The following is a 15,179-nucleotide window of genomic DNA, read 5'->3' as shown; positions in this document are numbered from 1 at the left end:
ACCGGACGCAAGGAGACGCACATGGGCAAGATCATCAATCTCACCGAAGGCATGCGCTTCGGCGTCGGCATCGACGAACAGACCGAGGAGGCGCGCGGATCGCCGATCGAATACGACGGCATCAGCAACGCCGACGGCGGCCAGATCGTGCACGCGGAAGTCAGGATGATCGAATCCCAGGAAAGCCTGATGGAATCGATGAACCTGTCGGTCAGCGCCAGCGTGCGCTATGGCACCTTCAGCGGCGACGCCAAGTTCTCGATGGCCCAGAGCCATTCGGTGAACCAGTACTCGCTGTACCTGCTGCTGACCGCGGACGTGCGCAATCCCGCGCGCCACATGGTGCGCCCGCGGCTGAGCGACGAGGCCGCGCGCATCTACCGCAACGACCCGGAGACGTTCCGCGGCATCTACGGCGACGCCTTCATCGACGAGATCTACAGCGGCGGCGATTTCTACGGCCTGTTCGTGTTCGAGACCGTCGACGAGCGCAGCCGCACGGACATCAAGGCCTCGCTCGACGCCTCGATCGGCACCTTCCTCACCGGCGGCAAGATCAGCGCCTCGTTCGGCATGGCGATCGAGGAAGCGAAGAAGAAGTCGAGCATGCAGATCAAGGTCCTGATCTCCGGGGGCGCCGGACTGGAGAACCCGACCGATCTGGAAGGCCTCAAGGCGTTGTACAGCAGCTTCAACCAGAAGGTGCTGGAGCGGCCGATCGACTACAAGGCGTCGGTGAAGGACTTCCGCTACCTGCCGCTGCCGGAGGGACCGACCTGGGCCGAAAGCGCGGTGCGCCGCGACACGATCGAACAGTGCGGGCGGCGCGTGCTGGAAGGCATCCGCCTGCGCAGCGACCTCGACTTCGTCCTGCGTTATCCCGACCAGTTCGCGCACCCCGACCTCGACGCCCTCCGTGCCGCCTACCAGCAGATCGACGCGCAGTTGCCGAAGCTCGCGGCCCGGGCCCGCGAATGCGCGCAGAACCTCGATCACTGCTCGCTCGACGGCATGACCCCGGTCACGATCGCGTTGCCCGAGCGCATCGCGAACGCCGAAGACCCGTTGCTGGCCAAGCTGGAGGACATCGAGCGGCACGATTCGCGTGCGGCGGCCTTCATCGCGAAGGAGCGACTGAAGACGCCGATCCTCGACTACGATCGCGGCCCGCGCGGAGGACGCTTCAAAGTGTTCCCGGGAGAGGACGGCCATCCGGCGGGCGGCCTCTTCTGGCATCCGGACCTGGGCGCTTTCGCGGTCTACGGCGCGATCTTCCAGGAGTATCTGCGCCGCGGCCATTGCGAAGGCCCGCTGGGTTATCCGGTCTCCGACGAAACCGCTCTCTCCGGGCAGCATCCCGACGGGCTGGACCGCATCAGTCGTTTCGAACACGGACTGCTGTGGTGGGACGCACAATCCGGCGTCGTGCGCGACGAGTTGCCGCGCGCATTCGTCGGTGCCGCGGCGATCCGCGCGTTCGACACATCGCTTTCGACGCGGACGATCCTGCGCAAGACCTGACGGCTACGCCGCACGACACGGGACGATGCAGCGCACGCGGTTGTCCGTCACCGGGTGCGATGACGAAGACGCAGGCGGCTTCGCGCCGCCTGCGCTCAGGTCATGTGGCGTTCGCTTCCCGCCAGCACGACGGTGCCGGGCGGACGGCCAAGGCTCCACGGCAGGGTCACGAACACGAACGTGGCGATGACGAGGCCACAGACGGCGGCGACGCGTACGAGTTGACGGACGAAACGGGCGAGTTCGGGATGCATGGCACGACGCCTTTCATCGGAGGATGCAGGCAGCGTGCGCGCCGTGGCTTAAGCGGGCCTTGGCGCCGACACTTCGCGACCCGGGCCGCCCGCGGTGGGAGGGGGAGGGCCGACAGGCGGCCCGGATGCGAAGACGGAACTGCGGCGAATCAGTGCGCGGCGGTGGCGACGGCCTCTTCGGGCCGCACGCGGAACCACGCGGCATACAGCGCCGGCAGGAACAGCAGGGTGAGCGCGGTGGCGACGATCAGGCCACCCATGATCGCGACCGCCATCGGCCCGAAGAACGCGCTGCGGGTGAGCGGGATCATCGCGAGGATCGCGGCGGCCGCGGTCAGCACGATCGGCCGGAAGCGGCGCACGGTGGCCTCTACTATCGCGGTCCAGCGATCGTGCCCCGCGGTGATGTCCTGTTCGATCTGGTCGACCAGGATCACCGCGTTGCGCATGATCATGCCCATCAGCGCGATCACGCCGAGCATCGCGACGAAGCCGAACGGCACGCGGAACACCAGCAGGAACAGGGTCACGCCGATGATGCCCAGCGGCGCGGTCGACACCACCAGCAGCACGCGCGAGAAGCTGCGCAGCTGCAGCATCAGCAGCGTGAACACCACCAGCACGAACAGCGGCATGCCGGCCTTGATCGAATCCTGGCCGCGCGACGAATCCTCGATGGTGCCGCCGGTCTCCAGCAGGTAGCCGTCGGGCAGCGTCTTCCGGATCCCTTCCAGCGTCGGCATGATCTGGTCGACCACGGTCGGCGGCGTGGGGCCGTTGACGATGTCGGCGCGCACGGTGACGGTCGGCAGCCGGTTGTGGTGCCAGATCACGCCGTTCTCGAACGTCGATTCGAGATGGCCGATCTGCATCACCGGCACGGTGCCGCCGTTCGTGGTGGGCACCGCGAGGCTGCCGAGCAGTTCCAGCCGCGCACGCTCGTCGGCGGGACCGCGCAGCAGGATCTCGATCAGTTCGTTGTCCTCGCGATAGGTGCTGATGTGCTGCCCGGACAGCGCGCTCGCCAGGAACGCCGCGACCTGCTGCGACGACACGCCCAGCGCACGCGCACGGTCCTGGTCGATCACCAGCTTCACCACCTTGCTCGGTTCGTCCCAGTTGAGGTTGGCGTTGATCGTGTTCGGGTTCGCACGCACCTTCGCCAGCACCTGCCGCGCGATCGCCTGCACGCGCTCAATGTGCTCGCCGGAAATGCGGAACTGGATCGGATAGCCCACCGGCGGGCCGTTCTCCAGCCGGGTCACGCGCAGTTGCAGCGCCGGGAAATCATGGCGGACTTCGCCCATCAGCCAGTCGCGCAGCGCCTCGCGGCCGTGGATGTCCTTCGCCCGCACCACGAACTGCGCGAAGTGCGTCTGCGGGAGCTGCTGGTCCAGCGGCAGGTAGAAGCGCGGCGACCCGGTGCCCACATACGCGACATAGTTGTCGATGTCGCGGCGTTTCGACAGGCGTTTCTCGATCTCGTGCACGGCGTGGTCGGTGGCCTTCAGCGAACTGCCTTCGGCCAGCTCCACGTCGACCATGAGTTCGAGCCGCGTCGAATCCGGGAAGAACTGCTGCGGCACGAAGCGGAACAGGAAGATCGACAGCACGAACAGCGCCAGGGTCGTGCCGATCACCGTCCAGCGGCGGCGCACGCAGGCGCGCACGAGGTCGCGGAAACGCCGGTAGAACCCGCTGGCGTAGGGATCGTGCGCGTGTGCGCCCGGCGCGACGATCGGCGCCGGGCCGACGATGCCCGCGTACTGCGGCCAGCGGTCGGCCAGCCGTTCGCGGAACGCGCGGACGCGGCCGGACAGCGAACCAGGTTTCGGCAGCGCGTGCGGATCCGGCAGCATCTTGTCGCCGAGGTACGGGATGAACAGCACCGCCGCCACCCACGACACCAGCAGCGCCAGCGCCACCACCTGGAACAGCGAGCGCGTGTATTCACCGGTGCCCGACTGCGCGGTCGCGATCGGCAGGAAGCCGGCCACCGTCACCAGCGTGCCGGTGAGCATCGGGAACGCCGTGCTCTCGTACGCGAACGCGGCCGCGCGCAGGCGCGTGAAGCCCTGCTCCATCTTGATCGCCATCATCTCGACCGCGATGATCGCGTCGTCGACCAGCAGGCCCAGCGCCAGCACCAGCGCGCCGAGCGAGATCTTGTGCAGGCCGATGTCGAAGTAATGCATCGCGCCGAAGGTCATCGCCAGCACCAGCGGGATGCTGACCGCGACCACCAGACCGGTGCGCAGGCCGAGCGAGAAGAAGCTGACCAGCAGCACGATGATCACCGCCTCGGCGAGCACGCGCACGAATTCGCCGACCGAATCGCGCACCGCCGCGGGCTGGTCGGCGACGCGATGCAGTTCCAGGCCGACCGGCAACTGACGCTGCAGCACCCCCGTTTCCGCGTCCAGCGCCTGGCCCAGCTTCACGATGTCGCCGCCGGGCTTCATCGCCACCGCGATGCCGATCGCGTCCTTGCCCATGAAGCGCATCCGCGGCTGCGCCGGGTCGGCATAGCCGCGCGTGACCGTGGCGATGTCGCCGAGGCGCACGGTGCGCCCGCCGGCGCGGACCGGGAAATCGCGGATCGCCTGCACCGAGGTGAACGCGCCGTCCACGCGCAGTTGCACGCGATCGGTCGCGGTCTCGAAGAAGCCGGCCGGCGTCACCGCGTTCTGGGTCGACAGCGCGTCCTGCACCGCGGACAGCGGGATGCCGAAGGTCGCGAGCTTGGTGTTCGACAGCTCGATCCAGATCTTTTCGTCCTGCAGGCCGAGCAGGTCGACCTTGGCCACGTCCGGCACGCGCTGCAGCTGCAGTTCGAGGCGTTCGGCGTAGTCCTTCTTGATGGCGTCGTCGAAGCCGTCGCCGGTCAGCGCGTAGAGATTGCCGAAGGTGTCGCCGAATTCGTCGTTGAAGAACGGCCCGACCACGCCTTCGGGCAGCGTCTGCCGGATGTCGCCGACCTTCTTGCGCACCTGGTACCACAGCTGCGGCATTTCGCGGCTTTCCAGCGAATCGCGCGCCATGAAGATGACCTGCGATTCACCGGCGCGCGAGTACGAAGCGATGCGCTCGTAGTTGCCGGTCTCCATGAGTTTCTTCTCGATGCGATCGGTCACCTCGCGCGAGACGTCCTCGGCGGTGGCGCCGGGCCACAGCGTGCGGACCACCATCACCTTGAAGGTGAACGGCGGATCTTCGGACTGGCCGAGCTGCCGGTACGACCACGCACCGATCAGCGCCAGCAGCAGCATCGTGTAGAGCACCAGCGCCCGGTTCGCGAGCGCCCATTCGGAAAGGTTGAAGCGCCGCATGGTCAGGATCTCCCGGTCAGTTCGCGGCGACGGGGCGGTTGCCACGGTCGACCGGCAGCACCGGCAGCCCCGGATACAGCAGGTGCCCGCCCGCCACCACGACCCAGTCGCCCGCCTTCAGGCCGGACTGCACCGGCACGCGGTCGGCCGCGTAGGGACCGACGACGACGACGACCTGGTGCGCGCGCTGCGCCTGCGGATCGGCGACCCAGACCACCGTCCGACCTTGGTCGTCGCGCTGCAGCGCGCTCAGGGGCACCGACAGCCGGGTGTCGACACTGCCGATGTAGACGCGGGCGCTCTGCCCGATCGACAGCGCCGGCCCGGTGCCGGGCGCCAGCGTGGCGCGCGCCGCGTAGGTACGCGTGAGCGGGTCGGCGACCGGCGAGATCTCGCGGATCCGGCCTTCGATGCGCGGGCCCTTGTCGTTCCACAGTTCGATCAGCACCGGCTGGCCGGCGTGGAAATCGGCGACGTTGGCCTCCGGCAGCGCGAAGGCGACTTCGCGCTCGCCGTCGGCGACGAAGGTGAAGACGGTCTGGCCCGGCGCCAGTACCTGCCCGGCCTCGGCCATGCGCTGGCCGATCGCGCCGTCGGCGGGTGCCCGCAGTTCGGTGTAGCCGCGCTGGTTCGAGGCCACGTCGCGCTGGGCGCGCGCCGCACGGACCTGGCCCTCGGCGGCGCGCAGGGCGGCGGTCTGCTGGTCCAGCACGGAGCGGCTGACCAGCTGGTCCTTCGCCAGGGTGGCGAACCGGGCGTGGTCGGCGCGGGCCCGCGCCAGCTGGGCTTCGGCCGCCGCCAGTTGCGCCTGCGCGGCGTCGGTCTGGAGGCGCAGGTCGTCGGGATCGAGCTCGGCCAGCAGGTCACCGCGATGGACGACATCGCCGGCATCGACCCGCCGCCGGGCGATCTTGCCGCCGACGCGGAACGACAGCGCGCTTTCCTCGCGGGCACGGACCTCGCCGGCATAGGCGGTGACCGCGGCCATGCCGGCCGCCCACGCTTCGGCGGGATGCGCCACCAGCACCGGACGGGGCGGCTCCGGTGCCGCGCCCCGGTTGCCGCAGGCGGCCAACGCCGCCACCATCCCCACGAGCATCGCCGCCCGGATCCCGCTTCCCGCGTGCATCGCCATGATCGCCTCGCCGGTTCCGGAGTATCCGGAATTAATGAACTGGCAGGTATCGTATAAATAACAAACCAATTAGTCTAGTATTCCATCCATGATCGTGTCCCGCTCCAGCAACGCCCCCGCCGAGCCCGCGAAGGCCGGCCCGGGCCGCCCCAAGGATCTCGGCAAGCGCGCCGCGATCCTGGACGTGGCCAAGCGCCTGTTCACCCAGTCCGGCTTCGACGGGGTGAGCATGGACCAGATCGCCGCCGAGGCCGGCGTGTCCAAACTGACCGTCTACAGCCACTTCGGCGACAAGGAATCGCTGTTCAGCGCCGCCATCCGCGCCAAGTGCGAGGAGCAGATGCCGTCGGCGCTGTTCCTGGCCGGCCTGGAAGGCAGCCTGCGCGAGCAACTGACCGCCATCGCCCGCGCCTTCCTCACGCTGATCACCAGCGAGGAGGCCATCGCCATGCACCGGATGATGATGGCCCCGGGCACCGGCGACTCGAACGTGCGCGAGCTGTTCTGGCAGGCCGGCCCGCAGACGGTGAAGGACGCGTTCTCCGAATTCCTCCGCGCCCGCGTCGCCCGCGGCGAGCTCGCGATCGAGGACGTGCCGCGCGCGGCGTCGCAGTTCCTCTGTCTGGTCAAGGGCGATCTGCACATGCAGTTGCTGTGCGGAATGGGCTGCAGCGCCCCGGATGCCGACATCGAGGCGCACATCACGTCCACGGTCGACTTCTACCTGCGCGCCTACGCCACCGGGGCCGACGCGTGAGACCGGAAGCGATCCGGGAAGGCCCCGCGGGGTCGCGCCGGACGGGCTCCGGTGGTCCCGGTGACTTCCGGCACTCAGTCGCGGCCCCTGCCTCCGGCGATCCTGCGCCTGCGATGCGACGGTGCGCCCGGTACACTTGACGGTTGTTCCCGCCCCCTCCTCCCCGCTGCGCCCGTCGCGAGAGACCCCACGATGACGATCGATTTCGCCAAAGCCCGAGAAACCATGGTCGAACAGCAAGTCCGGCCGTGGGAGGTGTTCCAGCCCCGCGTGCTCGAGGCCATCGGCCGGCTGCCGCGCGAGCGGTTCGTCGCCGACGCGCATCGCGCGCTGGCCTACGCCGACCTGGCGCTGCCGATCGGCCATGGCGAATCCATGATGAAGCCGGTGCTGGAAGGCCGCGCGCTGGAATCGCTGGCGATCGGCGCGGGCGAGGACGTGCTGGAGATCGGGACCGGCAGCGGCTACCTGACCGCCTGCCTCGCCGCGCTGGCCCGCGACGTGGTCAGCCTGGAACGCCATGCCGATCTCGCCGACGCCGCCCGGGCGCGCCTGCAGGCGCAGGGCATCGCCAACGTCCGCATCGAGACCGCCGACGCCTACGTCTGGGACTCCGACCGCCAGTTCGACGCGATCTGCGTCGGCGGTGCGGTCGAGGCCATCCCGGCGCGCTTCCTGCGCTGGCTGCGCCCCGGCGGCCGGATGTTCATCGTCCACGGCCACGCCCCGGCGATGGAGGCCGCCCTGGTGCGCCCCGCCGACGGCACCGCCGGGTTCGCGATCGAGTCGCTGTTCGAGACCGAACTCCCCTATCTCGCCGGCGGCGCGCCGGCCCCCCGATTCCACCTGTAAACCGACGACCGCCCGCGATGCCGGAGATGCAGCGGACCGATCAACCCGAAGGATGCCCATGACTCGCCGCCCCCTCGCCCACACGCTCGCCATCGTCCTGACCGCGCTGCTCCCCGTCGCCGCCCACGCGGACGACCTGCTGCAGACCTACGAACTCGCGCGCGACAGCGACCCGCAGTTCTCCGCCGCCGAATCCACCCAGCTGCTCTCGAAGGAGGGCGCGGTGCAGGCGCGCGCGGCGCTGCTGCCGCAGCTCAACGGCAGTGCGTCGTACAACCGTTCGCACAGCAACAGCAACGGCTCGCAGGTCTTCAACAACCTCCTGATCACCAGCGATTCCGACAGCACCAGCACCTCGCGCGAATACGGCGTGAACCTGCGCCAGGTCGTGTGGGACGGCGGGCTGTTCAGCCGCGTGCGCAGCCAGAACGCGCTGGCGACCGCCGGCGACTTCCAGCTGAAGTCCGCGGGCGATTCGCTGATGACCCGCACCTCCGCGGCCTACTTCAACGTGCTGGTCGCGATGGAAACCCTCGCCGCGGCCGAAGCGCAGGAGCAGGCGCTGAAGAAGCAGTTCGACTTCGCCGACAAGCGCCTGGAGGTCGGCCTGGCGCCGATCACCGACGTGCACGAGGCCAAGGCGCAGTACGAGGCCGCACGCGCCAACACCATCGTCACCCGCAACGCGCTCGACGATGCCTACCGCGCCCTCGCCGAGATCACCGGCAAGGATGCGGAGGTGCTCAAGTCGCTGCCGGTCGACTTCCAGCCGGCGCTGCCCTCGTCGCTGGACGCCAACGGCTGGGTGCAGGCCGCGCTGGACAACAATCCCGCGCTGAAGGCCCGGGAATACCAGCTGCGTTCGGCCGAGAGCGACGTCGCCACCGCCCGCGCCGGCCACCTGCCGACGCTGTACCTGGGCGCCAACTACGGCAAGACGCGCACCGACGGCGACCAGACCAACAACCTCACCAGCACCAGCACCGCATTCGACAACGAAAGCCGCTCGCGCAGCATCGGCCTGACCCTGTCGGTGCCGATCTTCTCCGGCGGCGCCACCCAGTCGCAGGTGCGTTCGGCGCTGGCGCAGCGCGACATCACGGCCGACCAGCTCGAACAGCAGAAGCGCGCACTGGTGCGCAGCACGCGCAGCGCCTACGAGACGCTGGTGGCGGGCATCAGCGAAGTGGAAGCGCGCCGCGCGTCGGTGTTCGCCGCGCGCAACGCGTACGAAGCCTCGCAGATCGGACTGGAAGTCGGTACCCGCACCGTGCTGGACGTGCTGAACAACCAGCAGACGCTGTTCAACGCCGAACGCGAATACGCGCTGTCGCGCTACAACTTCCTGCAGAACCGGCTGCTGCTGGAGCAGGCCGCGGGCACGCTGGACGTCGACGACCTGAAGGACATCAACCGCCTGCTCACGGTGGATGCGGCGCCGCGGAAAGCGCCCTGATCGAAGCGTGCGAAGCAACGAACGACGGGCCGCGATGCGGCCCGTCGTCGTTTCGCCCCCGTGGAATCAATCGGAGCTGCAGCCTCCGTCCTGGCAGATGATGCTGCCGACCAGCAGCCAGCCGTCCGGCATGCACAGGTAGTAGTCGATCTCGAAACCGCCGGGAAAATCGGTCTGGATCCATTCGACCGACCACAGGTTGTCGACCGTGCAAGCCGGCAGGGTGGCTGCGGAGACGGGCGCGGAGAACGTGATGCCGAAGGCGAACGCGACCGCGAGGAGCGCGGCGTGGAAGGCGCGTGACATGGGAAGTCTCCTGAGGTGACGTGAGTCGGTGCGGGACGTGCGCGCGATGGCGATCCGCCCCGCGTGCGTGTTGTAGTCCCGCGGGATGCCTCGGGAATTGACCCTCGTCACGCGTGGCGATCGTGGCGCGACGACGTTTCGATGGATTTCGCTGCGCGAATAGGCGCATCCGAAGCGGCAGTGGAAAATGCACGATCGCATCGAACCTCGCGATCGATCCGCCGGTTGTGATGCATGCCGCGATGCATGCCGCTGAAGTGCGGCGCGCGGCACGCGTGCTGCGATCAGCGCGATGCGGTCGCGATCAGATCGAGCGTGCGCCGCAACGCGCCGCGTCCCTGTTCGACCAGCGCGCGACCGGCCTCGGCCATGCGCGCGCGCTCGACGGGATCAGCGAGCAGCGCCTCCAGCGCTTCCGCCACGCCCGCGGCATCGGCCTCGATGCGCACCGCGTCGACGCGGCGCAGCTGTTCGGCGATGTCGGCGAAATTGTGCAGGTGCGGGCCGGTGACGATGGGCACGCCGACGGCCGCGGGTTCGAGCAGGTTGTGGCCGCCGACCGGCTGCAGGCTGCCGCCGACGAAGGCGACATCGGCGCAGGCGTAGAACGACTGCAGTTCGCCGAGCGTGTCGATCACGAACACCGCGTCGTCGCCGTCCGGATGCACGGTGAGCGTGCGCGTGGCCACGGGCAGGCCGGCGTCGATCGCGAGCTGGGTGACGGGACGGAAACGTTCGGGATGGCGCGGCGCCCACAGCAGCAGCAGGTCGGGCCAGCGCGCGCGCAACTGGCGATCGATCGCCAACACGTACGCTTCCTCGTCGGGATGCGTGCTGGCGGCGATCCACGTCGGACGTCCCGGCACGGCCGCGCGGAACGCGGCGGCGAAGTGGGCGACGCCGTCGAAGTCGATGCGCACGTCGTACTTGAGATTGCCGAGCACCGCGAGCTGGTCCGGGCGTGCGCCGAGCCGCGCGAACCGGTCGGCGTCGCCCTCGGACTGCGCGGCGACGGTGCGGAAGGTGCGCAGCGCGCGGCCCACCAGCGGGCGCAACACGCGATAGCCGCGCAGCGAACGTTCGGAGAGGCGCGCGTTGACGAGATACGTCGGCACGCCGTGGTCGCGGCAGGCGAACAGCAGGTTCGGCCAGAGTTCGGTCTCGACGATCAACCCCGCCTGCGGCCGGAACCGGCGCAGGAAGCGCGACACCGCGCCGGTGAGGTCGTACGGCAGGTAGACGTGGGCGACGCGATCGCCCCACAGCGCCTTCACGCGCTCGGAGCCGGTGGGCGTGATCGTGGTGACCAGCACCCGGCGATCGGGCCGCTCGCGCAGCAGCGCGTGGATCAGCGGCGCGGCGGCATTGACCTCGCCCACCGACACCGCGTGCACCCACAGGTGCGGCGCATCGGGCGCGGGCGCGTCGCCGTAGCGGGCGTAGCGCTCGTGCCAGCGCAACAGGTAGGCGCGCTGGCGGAAGCCGCGCCAGACCAGGTGGTACAGGGTGACGGGCAGCAGCACGTACAGCGCCGCCGAGTACAGGCCGCGCAGGGTGCGTTCGATCGCGCGTTCGAAGAGGCCGGCCCGCATCGGCACAGGATAACCGGCCCGGCCGACCGCACGCCCGTGGCGCAGGCTCCTGGCGTGCACGTCCGCCCCGCGTGCCGGACGCCCGCGGCACGGCCGCTTACAATGCCGCATGTCCTTCGCGTTCGACGCCCCGCCGCCGCGTTCGCCCGCCACCTGGCCCGCGTGGCTGGGCATCGGCGCGCTGACGCTGCTGGCGCGGCTGCCGTGGCCGCTGCAGCGCGCGCTGGGCCGCGTCGCCGGCGACGGCCTGCGCCTGCTGCTGCGCCACCGCCGCCGCGTGGCCGCGCGCAACCTCGAACTGTGCTTCCCCGACCTCGCCCCGGCCGAGCGCGCGGCGCTGCTGCGCCGGCATTTCCGTGCGCTGGGCATCGCCTTGTTCGAGTTCGGCCGCGCCTGGTGGGGCTCGGTCGAGCCGCAGCGCCGCGGGCTGCGCATCGAGGGCGTCGAGCACGTCGAGGCCGCACGCGCCGCCGGCCGCGGGGTGATCGTGGTCTCCGGCCACTTCACCACGCTGGAGATGAGCGCCCGCCTCGCCTGCGACGCGGTGCCGCTGGCCGGCATGTACCGGCCCTACCCGCAGGCGGCGATGGAATGGGCGGTGCTGCGCGGGCGCTCGCGCTACGCCGCGGGCATGTTCGCCAAGCAGGACGTGCGCGGCGCGGTGAAGCACCTCAAGCGCGGCGGCCTGCTGTGGTACGCACCCGACCAGGATCCCAGCCGCGGCGAGAGCGTGTTCGTGCCGTTCTTCGGCCAGCCGGCGAAGAGCCTGGCCTCGACCCACCAGCTCGCCCGCCTCTCCGGCGCGGCGGTGGTGATGTTCGAACACATCCGCCGCGACGACGGCGGCTACACCCTGCGCTTCTGGCCGGCGTTCGAGCAGTTCCCGTCCGACGACGCCACCGCCGACACGGCGCGCGTGATCGCCGCGATCGAGGCGATGGCCCGCACCGCGCCCGAGCAGTACCTGTGGATCCACCGCCGCTTCAAGCGCCGCCCGGACGGCAGCCGGGTCTACGACTGACCCTCGACACGGGACCTCGCGCATGGACGACGTCATCCGCTTCCGCTCGACGCGCTTTCGGGTGGAACCGGGCGAAGATGCGGAGGTCAATCCCGGCATTTACGGCCGGCAGTTGGCCGACTGGCTGCGCGAGCGCCTGATCGAAGCCGGCGAGGCCGTCGAACCGGTGATCGCCGAGGACTGGGGCCGCTGCCTGATGTGCCGGCGCGACCCGTTCCTGCTGTGGATCGGCTGCGGCAACGAAAGCGGCCTTCGCGCCGCCGGTCGAGCCGCCGCCAGCCGCGGAAGACATCGTCTGGATCTGCTTCGTCGCCGCCGAAATGCCGCTGCTGAAGCGGCTGTTCGCGCGTCCCGACACCGCGCCCACGGTCGACGCGCTGCGGCGGACGCTGCTGGGCATCCTCGCCGCGGAGCCGTCGATCACGCGGCTCGGCGACGACGACTGACATCGACGCGGAACCCGGCGCTCACGCCTCCGGCGGCGGCGCCTCGCGGCCGAGCAGACTGCCGGCGTAGAGCGCGGCCAGCAGCAGCATCGCGCTACCCCAGAAGCTGGAATAGAACGCGAGGTGGGTGTTGAACGGGAAGACCGTCACCGCCAGCGCCAGCATCGCCGGATACGCCGCCTCGCGGGCCGCGGGCTCGGCGTAGCGCCAGGCGCGCCGCGCCAGCGCGACGCCGGCCAGCCACAGCAGCAGGCCGAACGCGCCGGTCTCGCTGAGGATCTCCAGCACGATCTGGTGTGCGTGGTAGGCCGGGCCGATGCCCCAGGCCGCGCGCTCGGTCGGTGCCGGGTCGCAGGCCGGGAACGCCTGCCGGAACTGGCGCGGGCCGACGCCGTTGAGCGGATGCGTCTTCGCCATGCACAGCGCCGCGCCCCAGATGCGCCCGCGCCCCGACAGCGCGCTGTCGACGCCCTCGGCGTCGGCGCTCAGCGCGAACGCGGTGCGCTCGATGCGTTCGCGCACCTGCGGCGAGGCGAAGGTCAGCACCACCAGCACCGCCGCACCCGCACCGAACACCGCCAGCAGCCGGCGCCAGCCCAGCAGGTGCCAGCCCGACAGCAGCAGCACGAGGCCGTAGGTGATCCACGAGGCGCGCGAGCCGGCGAGCAGGATCGCGACGCCCACCGCACCGGCCGCGACCAGCCAGCCGATGCGCCCGAACCGCCGCGCGGCGGCGACCAGCGCGAACGGCGACAGGCTGGCGAGGATCACGCCGAGCTTGAGGTTGCAGGGCCCGAACGCGCCGCTGAGGCGGTCCAGCGCGGCGACCTCGTCGGCGGTGCAGGAGCCGTGGCCGCTGATCGCGGTCTTGGCGGCGTCGAGCGCCGCGAACATCGGGCTGGTGCCGGTGACGGCCTGGATCAGGGCATCGACCGTCCACACGCCGACGATCACCGCCAGCCCGGTGAAGGTGACGCGCCGGCCGCGCGCATCCGCGACTGCCGCCGCGGCCAGCCACAGGAACGGCAGGTAGCGCAGGTCGACGGCGACGGCACGCAGGGCGTCGACGTGGTCGATCGCGTCCACCGCCGCGAACAGTTCGGGCAGCCAGTAGGCGAAGAACAGCACGCTGGTCAGCGCCCACGCCTGCGGGCTCAGCAGCGCCCCGCCGCCGCGGAAGCGCACGTACAACAGGCGGCCGATCGCGATCAGCGCGCCCAGCGCCAGCACCGCCTGAGGCACGCCCTTCGCCGGCCACAGCGCGACGAACGCGAGCACCCAGAACGGCGCCCAGCGCCAGCCGGCGGGCACGCGCGGAGCGGCGGCGGTCGAAGCGTCGGTCATGGGGCGCGGGAGGTCGGCATCAGGCGTGGGAAGCAAGCAGGTCGTCGTAGCAGGCCAGGGTCGCGGCCTGCATCGCCGCGAGCGAATGCGGCAACGGCCACGCCGGCATCGTAACGGACGGGCCGGCTTCGAGCAGCGCACGCGCCGCGCGATGCAGCGCATCGACGTCGAACGGCACCACCGCACCGGCCGGGCACAGGTCGCCCAGCAGTTCGCCGACGCCGCCGTGCGCCCAGCCGACGACCGGCCGCCCGGTCGACACCGCTTCCACCACCGTGCGCCCGAACGCCTCCGGCTTGCGCGACACCTGCAGCACGAGGTCGCTGGCGGCGTAGGCGGCGGCGATCGCGGCGGTCGGCGGCGTCATCGCCAGCGCGTCGGCGATGCTGAGCCGCGCGGCCTCGGCGTCGAGTTCGGCGAGATAGGCCTCGCGCCCGGGCTCGCGCGCGCCGGGCATCCACAGCCGCGCGTCGAGGCCGTCGCCGCGCAGTGCCGCCAGCAGCGCCAGCGCGTCGCCGTGGCCCTTCAGCCGCGTGCCGCGGCCCGGCAGCAGCAGCAGCGGGCCGTCGCCGCCCAGCGCCGGGTGTTCGGCGACGACCTGTGCCCGCGCCGCGCGGTCGGGCCACGGCCTGCGCGGGAAGGCGTCGGGGTCGATCCCGCGCGGGATCACCCGCAGCGTCGACGGATCGGTGTCGGGATAGTGTTTCAGCACGTAGGCGCGCACCGTCTCCGACACGCAGATCACGCGCTCGCCGCGGGTCATGATCCGGCTGTAGCGCGACGGCGAATTCAGGCCGTGCACCGTGGTGACGAAGCGCGGCCGGGTCGCGGCCGGCATGCCGCGCAGCGCGAGCCAGCCGACCCATGCCGGCAGCCGCGAGCGCGCGTGCACGAGGTCGGCGTCGATCTGCGCGAACAACCGGCGCAGCGTGCGCACGTGGCGGAAGGTCAGCGGCGACTTGCGGCCGATGTCGAGGGTGACGTGTTCGGCGCCGAGCGCTTCCAGCGTCGGCACCAGCCGGCCGCCGGCGGACACGACGACGGCGCGATGCCCGGCGCCAACCAGCGCCTCGGCGATCTCGAGCGTGGAGCGTTCGACGCCGCCCGAATGCAGGGCCGGCAGCAGCTGGACGACGACGAGGCGGCGCGACACGGCGCCGGCGGCC

13 protein-coding genes are annotated in these 15,179 nt (G+C 70.7%); 6 read left to right on the top strand and 7 right to left on the bottom strand.

All coding sequences use genetic code 11. The features are described 5' to 3' along the window. Positions 1-21: 21 nt before the first annotated feature. Positions 22-1,521, top strand: a complete 1,500-nt coding sequence (locus tag ACT53Q_RS08000) for an LGFP repeat-containing protein (RefSeq protein ID WP_476186129.1) — start codon at positions 22-24, stop codon at positions 1,519-1,521. Positions 1,522-1,616: 95 nt separating this feature from the next. Here the strand turns inward: ACT53Q_RS08000 and ACT53Q_RS07995 are convergent, their stop codons facing one another. The 3 genes from ACT53Q_RS07995 to ACT53Q_RS07985 all read right to left on the bottom strand — a co-directional run bounded on the left by ACT53Q_RS07995 (position 1,617) and on the right by ACT53Q_RS07985 (position 6,203). Then, positions 1,617-1,775: a hypothetical protein gene (locus ACT53Q_RS07995; protein ID WP_476186128.1), complete on the bottom strand. Its 159-nt coding sequence runs from the start codon at positions 1,773-1,775 to the stop codon at positions 1,617-1,619. A 149-nt stretch (positions 1,776-1,924) separates the two neighbouring features. After that, the gene (locus ACT53Q_RS07990) at positions 1,925-5,104 is read right to left on the bottom strand and encodes an efflux RND transporter permease subunit (RefSeq protein ID WP_476186127.1); all 3,180 of its coding nucleotides are present in this window, start codon (positions 5,102-5,104) and stop codon (positions 1,925-1,927) included. 16 nt (positions 5,105-5,120) lie between these two features. Then, positions 5,121-6,203 carry an efflux RND transporter periplasmic adaptor subunit gene (locus ACT53Q_RS07985; protein WP_476186126.1) on the bottom strand — a complete coding sequence of 361 codons (1,083 nt, stop codon included), beginning with the start codon at positions 6,201-6,203 and terminating at the stop codon, positions 5,121-5,123. A 130-nt stretch (positions 6,204-6,333) separates the two neighbouring features. Between ACT53Q_RS07985 and ACT53Q_RS07980 the strand changes: the two genes are divergently transcribed. The 3 genes from ACT53Q_RS07980 to ACT53Q_RS07970 all read left to right on the top strand — a co-directional run bounded on the left by ACT53Q_RS07980 (position 6,334) and on the right by ACT53Q_RS07970 (position 9,304). Continuing rightward, a complete protein-coding gene (locus ACT53Q_RS07980; protein ID WP_476186346.1) occupies positions 6,334-6,996 on the top strand; it encodes a TetR/AcrR family transcriptional regulator in 663 nt (220 codons plus the stop codon). Between the two features lie 192 nt (positions 6,997-7,188). After that, positions 7,189-7,848: a protein-L-isoaspartate O-methyltransferase family protein gene (locus tag ACT53Q_RS07975; protein WP_476186125.1), complete on the top strand. Its 660-nt coding sequence runs from the start codon at positions 7,189-7,191 to the stop codon at positions 7,846-7,848. Between the two features lie 58 nt (positions 7,849-7,906). Beyond that, the gene (locus ACT53Q_RS07970; RefSeq protein ID WP_476186124.1) at positions 7,907-9,304 is read left to right on the top strand and encodes a TolC family outer membrane protein; all 1,398 of its coding nucleotides are present in this window, start codon (positions 7,907-7,909) and stop codon (positions 9,302-9,304) included. A 66-nt stretch (positions 9,305-9,370) separates the two neighbouring features. Here ACT53Q_RS07970 and ACT53Q_RS07965 read toward each other — a convergent pair whose 3' ends face one another. Together ACT53Q_RS07965 and waaA are read right to left on the bottom strand one after the other, a co-directional pair. Beyond that, a complete protein-coding gene (locus tag ACT53Q_RS07965; RefSeq protein WP_476186123.1) occupies positions 9,371-9,610 on the bottom strand; it encodes a hypothetical protein in 240 nt (79 codons plus the stop codon). Positions 9,611-9,894: 284 nt separating this feature from the next. After that, positions 9,895-11,202, bottom strand: coding sequence for a lipid IV(A) 3-deoxy-D-manno-octulosonic acid transferase (gene waaA, locus ACT53Q_RS07960; protein WP_476186122.1), 1,308 nt, complete (start codon positions 11,200-11,202; stop codon positions 9,895-9,897). Between the two features lie 109 nt (positions 11,203-11,311). Here waaA and lpxL point away from each other — a divergent pair, with 109 nt between their 5' ends. Together lpxL and ACT53Q_RS07950 are read left to right on the top strand one after the other, a co-directional pair. Beyond that, complete coding sequence (gene lpxL / locus ACT53Q_RS07955; RefSeq protein WP_476186121.1) at positions 11,312-12,223, top strand: LpxL/LpxP family Kdo(2)-lipid IV(A) lauroyl/palmitoleoyl acyltransferase; 912 nt, start codon at positions 11,312-11,314, stop codon at positions 12,221-12,223. A gap of 320 nt (positions 12,224-12,543) precedes the next feature. Further along, complete coding sequence (locus ACT53Q_RS07950; RefSeq protein ID WP_476186120.1) at positions 12,544-12,669, top strand: hypothetical protein; 126 nt, start codon at positions 12,544-12,546, stop codon at positions 12,667-12,669. A 21-nt stretch (positions 12,670-12,690) separates the two neighbouring features. Here the strand turns inward: ACT53Q_RS07950 and ACT53Q_RS07945 are convergent, their stop codons facing one another. Together ACT53Q_RS07945 and ACT53Q_RS07940 are read right to left on the bottom strand one after the other, a co-directional pair. Next, positions 12,691-14,013, bottom strand: a complete 1,323-nt coding sequence (locus ACT53Q_RS07945) for an O-antigen ligase family protein (protein ID WP_476186119.1) — start codon at positions 14,011-14,013, stop codon at positions 12,691-12,693. 19 nt (positions 14,014-14,032) lie between these two features. Next, positions 14,033-15,166: a glycosyltransferase gene (locus ACT53Q_RS07940; RefSeq protein ID WP_476186118.1), complete on the bottom strand. Its 1,134-nt coding sequence runs from the start codon at positions 15,164-15,166 to the stop codon at positions 14,033-14,035. Positions 15,167-15,179: the final 13 nt, after the last annotated feature.

It is taken from the genome of Lysobacter sp. DMC97 (genome assembly GCF_056313745.1).
The sequence above is the reverse complement of the archived record's forward strand: the minus strand, read 5'-3'. Positions and strand labels throughout refer to the sequence as shown.